Source organism: Burkholderia sp. Ac-20344, assembly GCF_017104975.1.
Lineage (GTDB): Bacteria > Pseudomonadota > Gammaproteobacteria > Burkholderiales > Burkholderiaceae > Burkholderia.
The window spans coordinates 21840-38398 of sequence record NZ_JAAGPP010000058.1 but is presented as its reverse complement, the minus strand read 5'-3'; the positions used below and the strand labels follow the sequence as shown (position 1 = coordinate 38398).

Genomic DNA, 16559 nt, shown 5'->3' with positions numbered 1-16559 from the left:
TATATCGGCGCGGCGCATCTGATCAGAGACACGGTCGTTCGTTGAAGTCGATCTGATCCGCAGCAATTCGATTTGTCTTCGGCGTCGGGCTGCGCGAGAAACGTTTTGAATACCACACAATACGTATCAAACAAGACAATTCTCAGTAGTTTCGCGTCAACTCCCGCGCTCGGAACCTGAAATGATCATACGCCCCTATTTACAGGGATGATCTTGCTGATTTTGCGTGAAACAACATGAAGAAAATGGCGCAAGCCATTGCCGGACAAGGATTTCCGAGAACCCCTCATTTCGTGAAAATGTTTCACGATCCGGCCCGTTTGAGTAGCCGGCCGGCCTTCAACACGGGGTTTGTCGCAAATTTGACGCTCATATGAGCGGCAGTCGCGTAGAGGCGCGACTGCATTGGTCACGGCACACGATACGCGTGACAAAGCCTATACCCTCCCCTGCCGGGCAAACACACACGCGAAGTCGATCCGAACATCCCGAATAAATGGGGCCACATCTAAGGTGCTCACGAAACACATTTTAAGGTGTCACCTAGCAAGTTGATCGGCGTCTTTCGGCCGAGACGTGAATACGGATAGTCCATGATGAAGGCCCCGGATCTGCGGGCCGATTGGTGACTCAGACTCTGAGACAAAGATGTGTGCCGAACAACACGCGATGCTACGCGCCACTTCGACACTCCAGTTCCCCCGATACAACACTCCAGTTGTTACGTGACAACTCAACCACCAACCGGCCAGGAGAACTGCATTTGCAACGAGCCATGGGTAGCGAATCCCGTCTTTAACGATCTCCGTGCTCGGCCTCGATGGAGTTCGATCAAAACTCCTCCTGAGAAGCGACTCAGTGCTCATGTCGCCTCTCGCATCGACTCGATTGTCACGTGACAACTCACATCACTTGAGGCAGTCGCACCAAGCCAAAGACCGGATATCAGGCATTGAAATGATCTCGCCAAAACCGTAAATGCAATCGAATCAAAGGGCTTCTGGTATCGGATAGCACCGAGAAAGATCAAATCTCTGCGACTTGTCACGTGACAACTGAGTTTCCCGGCGACGCACACGAAATCGAGTTACTGGAGACACAATGCGTCCATCAGGAACAAAGCGAGATCAAGCGGCCAGCGTCTATACGTCAACTCCCCGTTGACGTTGAAATCCATAGAAATCTCTCTCGAACTTTGTACGTGTTTTGTGACCGAGATCGTCAATTTTTTTACTCGATCATCAGTCACGGCTGGCGCATTAGCCATTTGGCCCACTTGTCACGTGACAACCACATCGATCATCAAGACATACGTCGAGTCGAAGTCTTTTCTAGACATTTTGACAATATCTGCATATATTACGCAAAACTCCGTGGAGGAATTTAATGGCTTTCAAGATCGCCGTCAGTAATCAAAAAGGTGGGACTGGAAAGACAACCATCTCCGTCAATATCGCGGCTGCGTTCGAAGCTGGCGGCAACAAGGTCGCCCTGATCGATGCCGACCCTCAGGGCACGTCCGTCCGATGGGTGACGAGCGGCGAGAACACGCTGCCGATGACAGTTCTTTCGCTGGCCCCTGCCGGCCGTGGCATCGGCGGCGAGATCAAGAAACAGGACGCGAACTTCGACGTGATCGTGGTCGACTGTCCCGGCAACCTCGAAGATCCGCGAATTGCATCCGTACTCGAAGTCGCCGATTTCTGCCTCGTGCCGCTGTCGCCGTCGCCGGCCGATCTCTACAGCACGGTCGCGATGATCCGCATGATCGAGTCGATGCGGTCCGTTCGTAACCCGAGTCTTTCTTCCGCATTAATGCTGAATAGTGTTAATGGAAAGACTAAAATGCGTGAAGAAATTTTAAAAATTCTAAGGGCTGAAGAAATAGGGGAGCATCTGCTCGACAGCCAGATCGCGCAACGCGAGGTCTACCGTCAGACGTTTGCGCTCGGCACCACGATCCATCATCACAATCGATACCTGAAGGGTCTGAAAGAAGCCCGTGCGGAAATCGAAAAGCTGGTCACGGAAATGGCCCAATACATCGCGTCGACGCGCGCTACCGGAGCCGCCCATGGCTAAGGACACATCGAAAGACAAGAAGCCGACCGGTAACCTGCATCTCGCAGCCGGCCTGCTGCGCGGGCTCGCGCAGGAAAATGCGGCCCTCGAAACGCGGCTGCCCGAACCGGCGGCCGCACCAAACATCGGCGGCGAAACGGCGCCCGCCAGCGCCCCGGCTGCGGCCACGCCCGCCGGCACGGCAGATCTTGGCGCGCCGCAAAAGGTACTGGTCAAGGATTGCATCCCAAACCCGTTCAACCCGCGCGTGTTCTACTCGGAGTCGAGCCTGCACGAGCTCGCCCTGACGCTGAAACGGGAAGGGCAGATCGAACCGATCAAGGTGACGCGCCTCCCGGAGTTTCCCGGCAAGCTCGTGGTGATCGACGGGCAACGCCGGCTGCGCGCGACGAGCATCAACGGCGATGAAACCATCAACGCCACGTTCCGCACGGACCACACGCCCGAGCAGCTCTATACGATCGCGTATCGCGCGAACCACGATCACGAACGACAGACGATCTTCGACGATGCGGTCGCGTGGAAGCGTCTTCTCGACGAGAAGGTCTTTTCCGACCAGAACACGCTGGCGGAAAAGATCGGCAAGGACAAGGCGTCGATCAGCAAGACGCTGTCGCTCAACGCGCTCCCGAACACACTCCTGGAACGGATGGCGAGCGCGAACGACGTGGTCGGCCTGCAGGCGGCGTACTTCCTGAAGCTGATCTTCGAACGCCTGGGCGAGCCGACGGCCGACCGACTGCTCACGGCCGTGATCGACCGGAAAAAATCCGTTCGTGATCTTGAGAATTTCCTGCGTGCACAGAGCGATGGCAGCAAGAAAGCGGGACGTACGCGTTACAGCGTTCGTCACGACTTCGCGCTCGAATCGCGAGCAATCGGCCAGTTGAAGACTTATCCGGACGGGCGTCTGGATCTGCAGCTCAAGGGCGTCGACGCAGCGCACCAGGAGGCGCTCGCCGACAAGCTCAAGACCGTGATCGACGCGTACGTTGCCGAACTGGCAACGGCCACGCAACGGTAACGCGCGAAAAGCAGAAGGCCTCGCAGCCGCATTGCACCCCGCAGCCGGACGACGATGTCCGGCGCGCGACGCGCGCCCGGCTGCGAGGCCTCGTTCAGTTGCCTGCGAGACTGCTTTTCAGCAGGAATTCCAGCAAGTCGTCCGAGGTCGGTTCGCCCCACGTATCCAGCGCGAGCCATCGGAAGAAGCTGGTCTGCGCGAGCTTGCTCGCCTTCTTCTTCGGCGACAGCGTCAGGTCCTTCGAGCCTGCCACCGTCTCGTTGTAACGCTCGATCAGCTTGGTCTGGTCGTCGATCTCCAGTTCGCGGAAGTACGCACCGGCTTCCTCGACCTTCGCCGCCAGATATTTGTCGCGAATCTGCTCCTGCTTGCTTTGCGCAGATTCCTTCGCCGGTGCGGCCGCCTCCGTTCCCTGCCCGTCGGCCAGCGTGTAGCCGTGCGTCAGCGCCTTGCGGAAATACGCGGCTACGTTGTCGACCGGGGCCGCATTCTTCTTCGTAGTCCGATTGAGCGTATAGGCAATCGCCGCCTTGATGCGCTGCACGCCGTATTGCGTGATCAGCCGGCGCGCTTCCGAACGCGGAATGCCGAACTTGGCGACCTCCTCGACCAGCGCTTCGTTCTTGACGTCGCCATCCTCCACCGTATCGGCACTCTGCTTGCGCGTCACCTTGAACTGGACGGCTTCCACGCTCCGGCCGGACTTGTGTTCGATCAACTCGAGCGTGTGATCCGAAACTTCGTTCACCTCCTGAATGCACGGCACCAGGACCTTGCTCTTGAACAGCTTGTATTCCTTGTACGACTGCGACGCCTTGTCCTGGCCGAGAATGAGGTCACGAAATTTCGGCAGCGGAATCTTCGCGGTGATGCCGATCCCTTCGTAGCGCACCGTGTTTTCCCACAACGCGAGCGAGTGCGACCGCCGGAACTCGCGGGCGATCCGCATATCGATCAGTGCGTAGATCTCGGGGTTGAGCAACTCGCTGCGAATCTGGTCGGAGAAGCTGTACTTCAGCACCGATTGCTCGAGCTCAGCGCCGGCGAGCAGGCCCGACGCTTTCCAGACCGTCGAGCGATCCGCGGCCAGGTAATCCCAGTTGACGACGGTACTGATCAGCGAATTGACCGTGTCCTTCACGTATTTCGTGTTGTTGCTGTTCAACCCGCTCTCGTGCGAAAGCGACGCGATCGAGATCGAGAAGCTCGTCCGGCCTGGCTCGAATGCCTCCTGCCGAAGCGCGTTCTTGATCAGCGAGCTGAACATCTTGCGCTGCTGCAGACCGATCTTTCCGGACTTGGGCGCGATATGAATCGCCTGGACCGCCTTGCGCAGCAAGTCGGGAGGCTCGGGTGTCTGAAACAGCGAAACCTGTTTGTCTGAGCCTTTGCTTGCGGGCTTGCGCGGCATCGTCATGTCCGGATAAGGTCACCTTGTTGAGAGCGGACTTTATACCTTTTCGTGCCGAGGAGCAACGCCCTTGTTCCTGTTTTACTTGCACTATCGAGGCTAACCTTCAGATACATAAGGAAAATCTACGATCAGACGATCTGTGCGGAACCCCATAGCCATCTACCTTTCGGCCAAAAATGCTTCCCACAAGCCGCTACCTTTCATACCCGGACACGAAAACCCGGCACGGGATTTGCCCTCGGCAAGGTAACCATCCATGGGAAACAAATGTGCAGAATCGAGATCGCTGGGCAAATTGATGGTGCCCTGCAGCACAGTCGCGTTTTCATCCCATAACTTGCTACCTTCATCGATTCCCACAGAAGGCTACCTGTCGACCGGGCTCGGCAGCATTGGCTACGTCGATTTTGGCGCCGAAGGTAGATATCGCTCCCATAAACGGCAACCCATCGTTTTCCCCATAAGAGGTTACCTGTCCGTGATATCGATCCTGTCCATGGGAACCCGCAGCAGGGAATCTTGGAGAAATGCAATCGAGCGGCCCCAAATGCTACCCATAACCGGGTACCTTTGAGGCTCCCCATAACCGACTACCCAAGAAAAATCACTGTGTGCGGCAGCATCCACGAATCGAAAAAAGCGCCCCATAAAAGGTTACCTACAGGCATTCCCATAGACGACTACCCAACGCGTTTCCAGGTCTATTTCCCATAACCGGGTACGCTTGCCCCATATCCACAACCCTGATTCCCCACAATCCGGTACCCCAAACCCCAAATCCACAGACCTGAAACCCCAGACCCTTACACCTGTGCTCCCATAAATGGGTACCGAACACCCTTCAAACCCTTATCGGACAAGGCTGTGAGCCGTCTAAAAGTAGTTAAAGAAGTAAACGTGGTTAACAAAAGATGTAAACACACGTGTGCTGCCACAGAAAGACGAACCCCATAAACCGCTACCAATGGGAGCCGTCTATGGTGCAGCAAGCACCGCATACATCGGTTCCGGCTTGGAAAACAATGGCCTGGATCCGCGTTTTGCACAGGCTTCAGGCCCGACAAGGCTTCCAGAAGAGGTGAGTACATACTCACATCGGCGTAAACGTAGAAACCTATGGGAGAAAAACGGGAAGAAAACCCCCATTTCCAGGCACAGGTTCCCGTTTATGGGGCCCAAAACCCGGCCCAGCAACCTCCCGAGCGCCTGTTATCAATCGGCAACGCCAATCGGCGGCCGGAAACACCAATCTCTTCGGTTTCGTTCACAGCAGTTCGAAATCATCCGAGACCGCAGGCGAAGGGTTTTTTGCACTCAGGCTTCCTGGTCTGCGGACAAGTTTTTCCGATTGCCTGCCCACGCCTCTCGACAAATTTAGCCTGCGGGCTGTGAACAGCAGAAATCGACGCGCCTCGCTTCACCGTCCAAGGGGCTTCCAACTTTCTACCTTTGGAGCCATGAACCGAAGATGAATGCTGTGCCTTCGGGTCGCAAGGAGATGTCCTGGAACGGCTTCCCGAAGATCCATTCAGCGCCATGCCATCTGCTGCGTCACCGGCTCCTGGGTCGATCCAGCGCACGCCGCGAGCCAACGTGAAGATCCGGACGATCACGAGGCTCACCGCAATGGAATTCGAGCGATGATCCCGAACATTCTCACCTTCCGGTACGCACGAATCCCGAAAAAGCTCACCGGCCGGATGAGGCCACAGGTATCGGCAAACTGTGCCGGCAGCGATACGCGTCCGGATGCCGGCGGCCAAAGCCACGAAATGAAAAACCTGTGATTCGCATACGTTGCGCGATGCGTTGCCGAGCAGGATTGGACGGATCGCGAGCGTTGCCGCGACATCGCAACGCTACGTGCCACACTCACCAGACGGGCATCGCTGCATCGGTGCGGGACCATCGGTGTAGTCGTGACGCGATTCCGGCCGATGCCCTCACCAGACGAAACGCGTCTGCGCTTTTCCTCATACAGACCGCAGGAGCGCGCGGCGACGAGTTTTGCCAGCACAGATCACTCTCGGTATCACCGCGCGGCGATTGGTTGCCGGATCGAACGCTGCGCGCGGTGGCGACGCAATCGTGGATGCCTTGAACACCGTAAAACCGAATCGTGGTCGTTTATGGGAGGAACCGTCGCTTAAACCACGTCGACCATCAACGTGACACGGGGTTCGACGGCTGCTGCTGCAGTGATCACGATTGGTCAGATAACGGTCGCATCAACCGTGTGCACGCCGGCAACACCACCAATGAAACAGTCATTGGTCACTCACGTCGCATCGCGCCTCGCGTCCATAACCCATCCTCGTCGCTGAAGCACGGATACACCGACCGTTTCCCGTCGCTGCCACGATGCGCTTCGCATCCCCGCCCGACACGCGATACACAGTGCCTGTCCCGCCAACGACAGTCGAGCGGCGTCCCCGCTTTCTCCCATACGTGTATCCCCAATTCTGCTGTCACGTTGGCACCACATTTTTCGAGACGCGGTTATGATGCACAGGTCCCGAACATGGCATGACAACCGTTCGGGGCAGGGGCGGTATCTCGTGGTCTTTCAATCCGTGATAAACCAGAAAAGAGAGTTCAGCGATGCGAATCCAGATCAGAAAACTCACGCTGGCTGCTACCGCAGCCGCGTTCCTGTTCGGCTCGGCAGTTCCCGCGTTTGCGCAGACCGACGCCAGCGCGCCTGCTGCACAGGACGCCAAGGCTGCGAAGAGCCAGGCACGCAAGGCGGCCAGGGCCCAACACAAGGCAGAGCGCAAGGCAGCGCGTGCGAAGAACAACGCCGAGCTGAAGAAACTCGAAGACGCCGGTTACAAGCCGGCGGCCAATGATCCGAACTATCCGCAGAATCTGCAGAACGCGGAGAAGAAGGCCGCCGGCGCCAGCCAGTAAGCGCCGTCCGGTGGCGGCAAGCCGCGGTTCGGTCCGCGGTTTGCCGCGTGCGTCGCGGCCCCGCGGCGCACATCGAATGCAGCATTCCCGGTATCGACGAAGGCAAACGCGTTCCATCCGCGTACGCTATTTGATTCGCATTCCTGCATGTCTTGGCGCATACGACCCGCACACCGCCCCGGTCAGTTCCGCCCGGCCGGCACAACCGCGTTTCCCGTCACCTTCAGCCAGTCCTTGAATGCCCGCACCGCGTCGTCGTTCGCGCGTGCGGAGGCCACGTACGTGAAGTAGCGCCACGGCGGCAGCGCCGGTTCGCTGAACGGCTGCACGAGCCGACCTTCCGCGATGTCGTCTGCGACGAGCGCGATCGGCCCCATCGCGACGCCGAGCCCGTCGAGCGCACCTTGCAGCGTCAGGTAGAAATGCTCGAGCGTGAGCGAGTGTCGCGGCACGAGATTCGGATGTCCGGCTGCCGCGAGCCATTCGGGCCACATGCCGGGATAGGTTGCCGCGTGCAGCAGCGTGAATCCGGCGAGATCGGCGGGCGTATGCAACGGTCGCCCGTCCAGCAGCTTCGGCGCACACACCGGCAGCCGCACTTCGGACAGGAATTCCTCGGCAACGTAACCGTCGATGGCCTGCGGGCCGCCGCGGACGATCAGATCGACCTTGTCGCGCAGCTTTTCGATCGGCTCGTTCGACGTCGACAGCCGCACCTCGATGGCCGGATGGGCGACCTGGAACGACGACAGCTTCGGCACCAGCCAGCGCAACGAAAACGTCGCGGGTGCGCTGACGCGCAGCACGCGCTGCTGCGCATGGCCGAAATGCTGCGCGGTGGCGAGCGCGATCCGGTCGAACGACGCCCCGACCTCGGCGAGATACGCGCGGCCCGCGCCGGTCAGTTCGACCCGCCGGTTATGGCGTTCGAACAGCGGCCGCCCGAGCCACGCCTCCAGTTGCTGCACGTGCCGGCTGATCGCGCCGTGCGTCACGCACAGTTCGTCGGCGGCCAGCGTGAAGCTGCCCAGGCGCGCGGCGGCTTCGAACGCACGGAGCGAATTCAACGGAGGGAGGCGTCGGGCCATTGCGTCGTTTCGTGTGATATTTACTCACACTAGAGTTCAGGTTTAATCGTTTGATCGGGGGCTTGAGCTCCGCCAATATGGCACACAAACGGCCGGCTCGGCCGAACGATTGTCTGAATTTCTCACATGGAGTACGGAGCATGCCGAACGTGGTGGTCGTGGGCGCCCAATGGGGCGACGAAGGTAAGGGGCGCGTCGTGGACTGGCTGGCGGCACAGGCCGATCTCGTCGCACGCTACAACGGCGGCCACAACGCGGGACATACGCTGGTCGTCGGCGGCAAGACGTACAAGCTCGCGCTGCTGCCAAGCGGTGTCGTGCGCGGCAAGCGCGGCGTGATCGGCAACGGCGTGGCGCTCGATCCGGAAGCGCTGCTTGCGGAAATCGGGCGGATGGCCGAGCTCGGGCTGTCGATAACGCCGGACAACCTGTCGATCGCCGAGAACGCGACGCTGGTGCTGCCGATCCACCGCGCGATCGACCAGGCGCAGGAGCGCCTGCGCCGCGAGCCCATCGGCACCACGCTGCGCGGGATCGGGCCGGCCTACGAGGACAAGGTCGGGCGTCGCGGGCTACGCGTCGGTGATCTCGCGGAACCGGGCCAGCTCGCCGCCAAACTGGATGGGCTCGTCGACCATCACAACGCGTGGTTCCGCGGCCTGGGGCTCGACGCGTATTCCCGCGACGCGATGCTGGCGACGCTGGTCGACCTCGCGCCGCGGATCCTGCCGTTCGTGCGCCCCGTCTGGGCTGATCTCAACGACGCGACCGACCGCGGCGAGCGCATCCTGTTCGAGGGATCGCAAGCCGTGATGCTGGACATCGACTGGGGCACGTACCCGTTCGTGACGTCGTCCGGCACCGTTGCATCGGCCGCCGCCGCTGGCACAGGGCTCGGCGCGTCGAAGCTCGGTCACGTGCTGGGCGTCACCAAGGCGTATGCGACGCGGGTCGGCGGCGGCCCGTTCCTCACCGAGCTGTCCGACGCGACCGGCGAAACACTGCGTGCGCGCGGGCAGGAGTTCGGCGTGAATACCGGCCGGCCGCGCCGCTGCGGATGGCTCGATGCCACGCAGTTGCGTCAGGCGGTCAGGATCTCGGGCATCGATTCGCTGGCGCTCACCAAGCTCGACGTGCTCGACGGTTTCGAGTCGATCGCGCTGTGCGTCGGCTACGAACTCGACGGCGTGCGGGTCGACCACCTGCCGGCGAGCCTCGATGCGCAGTCGCGCGCGAAACCCGCGTACGAGCGGTTCGACGGCTGGCGCGGCACCGTGAAGGGGATACGCGAACGGGCGGCGCTGCCGCGCGCCGCGCAGGATTTCATTGCGCGCATCGAAGCGGTCGCGGGCGCACCGGTATCGATGATCACGACCGGCGCGGAGCGCGACGACACGATCGTGTTGCGCAATCCGTTCGATGCGGCCGCCGCGGCCTGATGCGTCATACATGACGTGAAACGCGGGGCGGCACCGTGGTCACCGGGTAGTTTTTGCCGATCCGGTGCCGTCCGCGTGCTGGCGCGTCCGGTCGCGTATGCGCCTGCGCCGTACGCCGTGCGCACGGCAGCTCGGCGACACGATTCGGCGTCCGGATCACGCCGTGTATGGCGAACTGGACACGTCTGCACGGCTGCTGTACTGTTCCGCACAATTCGCGCCAGACCGGCCTGCGCCGGAGCCGCCGGCACCATGGCCACATGGTGGCGCGACGTGATCTCAATCCCGGGGACAGGTCGATGGACACGTTACAGATGATGCGTATTTTCGTCCGGGTCGCGGAGGAGGGCAGCTTCACGAGCGCGGCCCATCGCCTGGACATCACGACGGCCTACGCATCGCGGTCGGTCGCGCAGCTCGAAACGCATCTGCGCACGCGCCTGCTCAACCGCAGCACGCGCCGCATCGCGCTGACCGACGCCGGGCAGCGCTATCTCGACCGCTGCCAGCGCATTCTCGGCTATATCGAAGAAGCGGAAGCCGAGGCGGCCGACGCACAGGCGAAGCCGTCCGGACGGCTGCATGTCCATGCGACGACGAGCTTCGGCCAGGCCTACGTGGTGCCCGCGGTCGTGCGCTACCGGCAGCGCTATCCATCGGTCGCGGTCGAGCTGACGCTGTCGCAGCACGTGCCCGACATCATCGACGAAGGCTACGACGTGTCGCTGCAGTTGAGCGCGACGGAGCTGCCCGATTCGGGGCTCGTGTCGCAGCGGCTCGGCGAGGTGCACAGTGTGCTGTGCGCGTCGCCCGCATATCTGAAGGAGCGCGGGACGCCGCGCACGGCGCGCGAACTCGAAGGCCATGCCTGCCTGCAGATCCTCACGCCCGTGTTCCCGCGCGATCGCTGGCATCTCGATGGCCCCGACGGCCCCGAGACATTCGACCTGCCGTTGCCGGATTTCCAGGTGAATATCGCCGACGCGCTCGGCGCCGCATTGCGTGCCGGCCTCGGCATCGGTTCGCTGCCGATGTCGTCGGCACTGCCCGCGCTGGCGAGCGGCGCGCTGGTGCGCGTGCTGCCTGACTACCGGTTGCAGAAGCTGACGGTCTACACGCTGTATCCATCGCGCCAGTATCTCGATGCGAAAATCCGCACGTTCGTCGATTTCCTGCGCGAATGCGTGCCCGAGATGCTGTCCGCCGACGAGGCTGCGCTGCACGCTTCCTGCTCGCCCTGAGGTCTCGCCGTCGGCGTGTGACGGCGTATGAATACGAGGCTGCGCATCAATCGAACAAATAATATGCAGTCCTGTATTTGAAGAAGATATCGATTTTATCTTCACGACCGACCCGGGCAACGATGCCCGATTCACTGGCGTGCCCTTATGAAAGCCCTTGCTTTCGATATCGAACATCGTTGGTTCGATGCGTCGTGCCAACCCCATAGAATCGGTTCGACCGGCTTCATCACATCACATGCGTGCGCGAAGCAGCATCCTCTTCATCGAACCCGATACGACATGGCAGACCACCACTCCACAACCCGCCGCCGGCTTCTGCATGCCGGCCTGGCGATCGCGGGCGCCGCCGTGTGTTCGGGCTTTGCGCTGGCGAGCACGGCCGGCGCGCGGACGTTGCGCATTGGCTATCAGAAAGGGCCGCTCAGCCTGCTGAAGGCGCGCGGCACGTTGCAGAGCAGGCTCGCGACACTCGGCGTGACCGTCACGTGGGCCGAGTTTCCGTCGGGGCCGCCGCAGCTCGAGGCGCTGAACGCGGGATCGATCGACTTCGGCGATGTCGGCGAGGCGCCGCCGATCTTTGCGCTCGCAGCCGGCGCGCCGCTCGTCTATTACGCGCAGACGCCGGCCGGCCCCGCGGCCGAGGCGGTGGTGGTCGCGAAGGATTCGCCGGTCAAGACCTTTGCGGACCTGCGCGGCAAGCGCATCGCGCTGGTGAAGGGATCGAACACGCACTTCCTGCTGGTCCGTCTGCTGCAGGCCGCCAAGCTCAACTATGCGGACGTCACGCCGGTCTGGCTGTCGCCGTCCGACGCGCGGGCCGCGTTCGAGAACCGCTCGGTCGATGCGTGGATCATCTGGGATCCGTTTCTCGCGGTGGTCCAGCAGGCGTTCGGCGCGCGCGTCGTCGCGGACGGCACCGGGCTCGTCGAGAATCGCGGCTACTACTTTGCGTCGCGCACATATGCGCAGCGTAATGCCGACGTGCTGGACGCGGCCGTGTCGGAATTGACGGCGGTTCAGCGATGGCTCGATGCGAACCGTGCGCAGGGCGCAGCCGAGTTCTCGAAGCTGTGGGGGATTCCGGAGCCGGCGGTGGCGCTCGCGTTTCGCCGTGCGCGCTTCGGTGTCGAGCCTGTCACGCGCGACACGCTCGCGTATCAACAGCGCATTGCCGATGCGTTCTACCAGGCCGGCGTCCTGCCGAAGCGCGTCGACGTCAGCCAGGCCGCACCGCCCGCGCTTGCGTGAAGGTGCAGCCAGGCAACGGCACAACGGCAGCGCGATATCGTCCGGAATCGGGCACGCGTACGGCCGGCCGCCGCGCCGGGCAGGTCGATCGCGGGCGCGCCCAACGTGTTCGCTGCAAGCAGCATCGCCTTGGGCGCGACCCGCTGCCAAGCGTGCGTCGCGCGCGTGAGGTGCCGGCCTACGGCGCGACGCGGGACAGCGGCACGGCTTCGTCGCGCAGCTTCAGGACATCGCGGCCCGGCGCATCGCCGAAGAGGCGTGCGTATTCGCGGCTGAACTGCGACGCGCTCACATAGCCGACACTGCGGCACGCCTGCCGCGCGTCCATCGCAGACAGGCACATCAGGCGGCGTGCCTCCTGCAGCCGCAGCACCTTCTGGCATTGCAACGGGCTCATCGACGTGACCGCACGGAAGTGGTGATGGAAGGTCGACGGGCTCATGTCCACCTGTCGCGCGAGCGATTCGACCGTCATCGGATCGAGGTAGTGGTCGCGAATCCAGGCGACGGCACGCGAGATGCGCTGCGTCGTCGAATCGCCCTGGCCGATCTGCGCGACACGCGCACCCGACGGACCGCGCAGCAGCCGAATGAGGATCTCGTCGACGATCAGCGGCGCGAGCAGGTCGAGGTCGTCGGGTTGCGCGATCAGTTGCATCAGCCGCACGACGGCATCGACGATTTCAGGCGGTGCATCGTGCGTATCGAGTGCGCCGCAGTCGACGGCCTTCGGCAGCCCGAGCGGAAACACGCGGGGTGTGAGTGCCGCGATCCGGGCCGGGTCGAATTCCAGCTGTGCATAGAGGAACGGCTCGGCCGGGCTCGCGCGCGTCACGCGGCCGGTGACGGGCAGGTCGGCAGTCGCCACCAGCATCCGCGATTCGTCGATCACGTAGGTGTCGTCGCCGACCCGTGTCGATTTCGCGCCTTGCCCGACGATGCTCAGGCACGCGTGGTGCACGCCATGGTTCCAGTGCGGTGGCGACGCGGAGGCGCGCGCGATGCGCATGCCGCGCACCGGGAGCTCGAACGTGCCGTCGTGCGGCGCGTAGGCGGCGATCAGCGCAGCAAGCCGGGCCGTAGGCGACCGAGCGTCGTGATCGGGCGTGATGCGCCGTAGCGGCGGCGTTCGGGCGTCGATTTCCATAGTGCATGAGCGAATGGCGGAGTGGCCGGTGCAAGGTGCGCGGCGGCAATTCCCTGTGGGTGTCCCGGCAGGGGTGCCGGCACGGCGGTCACATCGTACGGCGAGTTGCGTGCACGTGATTGCCCAAACCTGTCGGAAATTAGCCCGATCATCCGGATCTGCACGGCCGGCGACCGCATCGCCCGTCGTTGCACGGTGTGCAGCGCACAAATTCGGAAATTAAGGCAAAACAATCGCAGGATCGGGCAAGCCAATCTCCGGTGGTTTTCATACCATTGCACCTGCTGACAGAAACGTGTTCCAGTGCGCTCGGGTGAGGCGGGCATGACCGTCGCACGACCGGCGGATGCCGCCGGCCGTGCCGTTGAGAACCGCTGGAAAAGACTCAGGACTGCTATTCGAATGTTCATGCATCGGGCCGGCCGAGGCCGGCTTGCGTCCGTTGCATGCCGGCGCGCGTCTGGCGCGAGCGTGCCGACCGACCCGGCGTGGCCGGCGTCGGTGCCGCCGCATTGGCCGGGCCGTTGCATGACGGCGCGCGACGCGGCGACGGGGGCGCGCGTCAAGGCGGTCGACCGCGCAGGGGAATCCGGACAAATGGACCAACTTCAATCGATTCGGGCATTCGTGACGGTGGCAAGGGAAGGCGGGTTTCGCCGGGCGGCAACGCGGCTGCGCGTGTCGACGGCGATGGCGAGCCGGCTGGTCGATGCGCTCGAGACGCGCCTCGGCGCACGCCTGCTTCAACGCAGTACCTGCCACCAGTCGCTGACGGAAATCGGTGAGCTGTATCTCGCGCGCGTCGAGCGGATTCTCGGTGCGATCGACGAGATCGACGGCCGTTTCGTCGCGATGGGCAGCAAGCCGGAAGGCGCGCTGCGCATTGCCGCGCCGGTCGCGTTCGGGCTCAGCCAGTTGAGCGCGTTGCTCGATCGCTTCGTGAACCGGTTTCCTGACGTGCGGCCGACCGTGACGCTGACCGATGCCCATGTCGACCTGACGTCCGAAGACATCGATGTGGCGTTCCTGACCGACGGCATGCCGGTTACCGGTGCGCACGCGCTGCACACGCTGGCCGCGTACGAATCCGTGCGCGTCGCGGCGCCGGGATATGTCGATGCGCACGGCGGCGCGGCTGCGTCGGGCGACTGGCCGGACATCACGGCCGTGCGGCTCGATCTGCCGGCGGCCGGCGATGACGATGCAACTGCGTTTCGACCCGACGCGGCGCCCGGCGGTAGCCCGGGCGTCGGCCATCTCGAGATGGCCCGGCGGTTGGCCGTGGCCGGCATGGGCGCCGCGGTGCTGCCCGCGTATCTCGTCGACGCCGATCTGGCCGCCGGCACGCTGGTGCGCGTGGGACCGGTCTGCCCGCTCGCGCCCGTGACGCTGAAGCTCGCGCATGCGCGCACCGCGCATCTGCCCGCCGCTGCACGGGCATTCATCGAATTCGCCGGCGCCGCGTTCCGGCCCGCGAGCTAGCGGCCCGGTTGGCCGTTGCGGTAACCCGTGCCCTTCGTGGCCGCGGGCTCACGGTTTCTTTTCCACGGAAGCAGTTCGACGAACGAACGCTCCGCAGGGCGCAACGCACGCCCGAAATACGCGGCCGCATCCGCGGCAACAGGAAGCGACAGCATTCCGGCCGCGCGTGCAGGTCACGAGGAGATCTGGTGATTCCCATTGAAGGTCGTCTATTTGTGAGAGGTCGCTCCATGCGCGTCGAACGGGTTCCATACCGCTTAATCACTGCTGCAACGGCTGCCGTTTTCCTGGCCGCGTGCGGGAAAAAAGAGTCGGCACCGCCGCCGCAAACGCCGGAAGTCGGTGTCGTGACCGTCCAGCCGCAGGCCGTGCCGGCGGTCACCGAACTGCCGGGCCGCACCAGCGCGTTTCTCGTTGCACAGGTGCGCGCACGGGTCGACGGCATCGTGCTGCGTCGCGAATTCACCGAAGGCACCGACGTCAAGGCCGGACAGCGCCTCTACAAGATCGATCCGGCGCCGTACATCGCCGCGCTGAACAGTGCGAAGGCGACGCTCGCGAGGGCGCAGGCGAACCTCGTCACGCAGAACGCGCTGGTCGCGCGCTACAAGGTGCTGGTGGCCGCGAACGCGGTCAGCAAGCAGGACTACGACAACGCGGTGGCGACGCAAGGGCAGGCCGCGGCGGACGTCGCAGCCGGCAAGGCGGCGGTCGATACCGCGCAGATCAACCTCGGCTATACCGATGTCGTGTCGCCGGTTGCGGGCCGCGTCGGCATCTCGCAGGTGACGCCGGGCGCATACGTGCAGGCGAGCCAGGCGACGCTGATGTCGACGGTGCAGCAGCTCGACCCGGTGTACGTCGACCTCACGCAGTCGAGCCTCGAAGGCCTGAAGCTGCGTCAGGACGTGCAGAGCGGCAAGCTGAAGACGAACGGCCCGGGCGCCGCGAAGGTGTCGCTGATCCTCGAAGACGGCAAGACCTATGCGGAAGCCGGCAAGCTGCAGTTCTCGGACGTGACGGTCGACCAGACCACCGGCTCGGTGACGATCCGCGCGATCTTCCCGAACCCGGGCAAGGTGCTGCTGCCGGGCATGTTCGTGCGCGCACGGATCGAGGAGGGCGTGAACGAGAACGCCTTCCTGGTGCCGCAGATCGGCGTCACGCATGACCAGAAGGGCCAGGCGATCGCACTGGTCGTGAACGCGGCCAACAAGGTCGAGTCGCGTCCGTTGACGACGGCCGGCACGTACGGCCAGGACTGGATCGTCGAAGGCGGTCTGGAAGCGGGCGACCACGTGATCGTGCAGGGCGTCGACAAGGTGCGCCCGGGTGCGACCGTGAAGACCGTCGCGGCGCAGCTCGCTCCGGCGCCGGACGCTGCGTCCGGCATACCGGCAAGCGCCGCGCCGGCGAGCACCGCCGCCCATGCTGCCCCGCGTTCGACCGCTGCGTCGGCCGCGCAATAACAAGGAGTCCGT

General features: G+C 63.1%; 12 protein-coding genes. 9 read left to right on the top strand and 3 right to left on the bottom strand.

Going from position 1 to position 16559, the window contains the following annotated elements; all coding sequences use genetic code 11:
• Positions 1 to 1386: 1386 nt before the first annotated feature.
• Both G3N64_RS19080 and G3N64_RS19075 read left to right on the top strand, forming a co-directional pair.
• Positions 1387 to 2082: a ParA family protein gene (locus G3N64_RS19080; RefSeq protein WP_085042974.1), complete on the top strand. Its 696-nt coding sequence runs from the start codon at positions 1387 to 1389 to the stop codon at positions 2080 to 2082.
• A complete protein-coding gene (locus G3N64_RS19075) occupies positions 2075 to 3106 on the top strand; it encodes a ParB/RepB/Spo0J family partition protein (RefSeq protein WP_205785326.1) in 1032 nt (343 codons plus the stop codon). The genes G3N64_RS19080 and G3N64_RS19075 overlap by 8 nt, the downstream gene beginning before the upstream one ends.
• A 94-nt stretch (positions 3107 to 3200) precedes the next feature.
• On the opposite strand, the gene G3N64_RS19070 is transcribed toward G3N64_RS19075, so the two are convergent.
• A complete protein-coding gene (locus G3N64_RS19070) occupies positions 3201 to 4517 on the bottom strand; it encodes a replication initiation protein (protein ID WP_021163671.1) in 1317 nt (438 codons plus the stop codon).
• Between the two features lie 1643 nt (positions 4518 to 6160).
• Between G3N64_RS19070 and G3N64_RS19065 the strand changes: the two genes are divergently transcribed.
• Positions 6161 to 6307, top strand: a complete 147-nt coding sequence (locus tag G3N64_RS19065; protein WP_205785325.1) for a hypothetical protein — start codon at positions 6161 to 6163, stop codon at positions 6305 to 6307.
• An 814-nt stretch (positions 6308 to 7121) separates the two neighbouring features.
• Positions 7122 to 7430: a hypothetical protein gene (locus tag G3N64_RS19060; protein ID WP_069258116.1), complete on the top strand. Its 309-nt coding sequence runs from the start codon at positions 7122 to 7124 to the stop codon at positions 7428 to 7430.
• 182 nt (positions 7431 to 7612) lie between these two features.
• Here G3N64_RS19060 and gcvA read toward each other — a convergent pair whose 3' ends face one another.
• Complete coding sequence (gcvA, locus tag G3N64_RS19055) at positions 7613 to 8518, bottom strand: transcriptional regulator GcvA (protein ID WP_205785324.1); 906 nt, start codon at positions 8516 to 8518, stop codon at positions 7613 to 7615.
• Between the two features lie 140 nt (positions 8519 to 8658).
• Here gcvA and G3N64_RS19050 point away from each other — a divergent pair, with 140 nt between their 5' ends.
• The 3 genes from G3N64_RS19050 to G3N64_RS19040 all read left to right on the top strand — a co-directional run bounded on the left by G3N64_RS19050 (position 8659) and on the right by G3N64_RS19040 (position 12449).
• On the top strand, positions 8659 to 9957 hold the full coding sequence (locus G3N64_RS19050; RefSeq protein WP_205785323.1) for an adenylosuccinate synthase: 1299 nt from the start codon (positions 8659 to 8661) through the stop codon (positions 9955 to 9957).
• Positions 9958 to 10256: 299 nt separating this feature from the next.
• Entirely contained in the window at positions 10257 to 11198 is a 942-nt protein-coding gene (locus tag G3N64_RS19045) for a LysR family transcriptional regulator (protein WP_205785322.1), read from the top strand.
• A 282-nt stretch (positions 11199 to 11480) separates the two neighbouring features.
• Positions 11481 to 12449 (top strand): aliphatic sulfonate ABC transporter substrate-binding protein, encoded by a 969-nt coding sequence (locus G3N64_RS19040; protein ID WP_205785321.1) that lies wholly within the window; start codon positions 11481 to 11483, stop codon positions 12447 to 12449.
• A 178-nt stretch (positions 12450 to 12627) separates the two neighbouring features.
• Here G3N64_RS19040 and G3N64_RS19035 read toward each other — a convergent pair whose 3' ends face one another.
• Entirely contained in the window at positions 12628 to 13596 is a 969-nt protein-coding gene (locus G3N64_RS19035) for an AraC family transcriptional regulator (RefSeq protein WP_205785320.1), read from the bottom strand.
• 597 nt (positions 13597 to 14193) lie between these two features.
• On the opposite strand from G3N64_RS19035, the gene G3N64_RS19030 reads away from it, so the two are divergent.
• Together G3N64_RS19030 and G3N64_RS19025 are read left to right on the top strand one after the other, a co-directional pair.
• Entirely contained in the window at positions 14194 to 15078 is an 885-nt protein-coding gene (locus G3N64_RS19030; RefSeq protein ID WP_205785319.1) for a LysR family transcriptional regulator, read from the top strand.
• A 230-nt stretch (positions 15079 to 15308) separates the two neighbouring features.
• On the top strand, positions 15309 to 16547 hold the full coding sequence (locus G3N64_RS19025) for an efflux RND transporter periplasmic adaptor subunit (protein ID WP_205785318.1): 1239 nt from the start codon (positions 15309 to 15311) through the stop codon (positions 16545 to 16547).
• Positions 16548 to 16559 lie beyond the last annotated feature (12 nt).

What these genes read in the sequence shown, in the direction of transcription:
- G3N64_RS19080 (WP_085042974.1), top strand. Translation starts at nt 1,387, where the DNA reads ATGGCTTTCAAGATCGCCGTCAGTAATCAAAAAGGTGGGACTGGAAAG.
- G3N64_RS19075 (WP_205785326.1), top strand. Translation starts at nt 2,075, where the DNA reads ATGGCTAAGGACACATCGAAAGACAAGAAGCCGACCGGTAACCTGCAT.
- G3N64_RS19070 (WP_021163671.1), bottom strand. Translation starts at nt 4,517, where the DNA reads ATGCCGCGCAAGCCCGCAAGCAAAGGCTCAGACAAACAGGTTTCGCTG.
- G3N64_RS19065 (WP_205785325.1), top strand. Translation starts at nt 6,161, where the DNA reads ATGATCCCGAACATTCTCACCTTCCGGTACGCACGAATCCCGAAAAAG.
- G3N64_RS19060 (WP_069258116.1), top strand. Translation starts at nt 7,122, where the DNA reads ATGCGAATCCAGATCAGAAAACTCACGCTGGCTGCTACCGCAGCCGCG.
- gcvA (WP_205785324.1), bottom strand. Translation starts at nt 8,518, where the DNA reads ATGGCCCGACGCCTCCCTCCGTTGAATTCGCTCCGTGCGTTCGAAGCC.
- G3N64_RS19050 (WP_205785323.1), top strand. Translation starts at nt 8,659, where the DNA reads ATGCCGAACGTGGTGGTCGTGGGCGCCCAATGGGGCGACGAAGGTAAG.
- G3N64_RS19045 (WP_205785322.1), top strand. Translation starts at nt 10,257, where the DNA reads ATGGACACGTTACAGATGATGCGTATTTTCGTCCGGGTCGCGGAGGAG.
- G3N64_RS19040 (WP_205785321.1), top strand. Translation starts at nt 11,481, where the DNA reads ATGGCAGACCACCACTCCACAACCCGCCGCCGGCTTCTGCATGCCGGC.
- G3N64_RS19035 (WP_205785320.1), bottom strand. Translation starts at nt 13,596, where the DNA reads ATGGAAATCGACGCCCGAACGCCGCCGCTACGGCGCATCACGCCCGAT.
- G3N64_RS19030 (WP_205785319.1), top strand. Translation starts at nt 14,194, where the DNA reads ATGGACCAACTTCAATCGATTCGGGCATTCGTGACGGTGGCAAGGGAA.
- G3N64_RS19025 (WP_205785318.1), top strand. Translation starts at nt 15,309, where the DNA reads ATGCGCGTCGAACGGGTTCCATACCGCTTAATCACTGCTGCAACGGCT.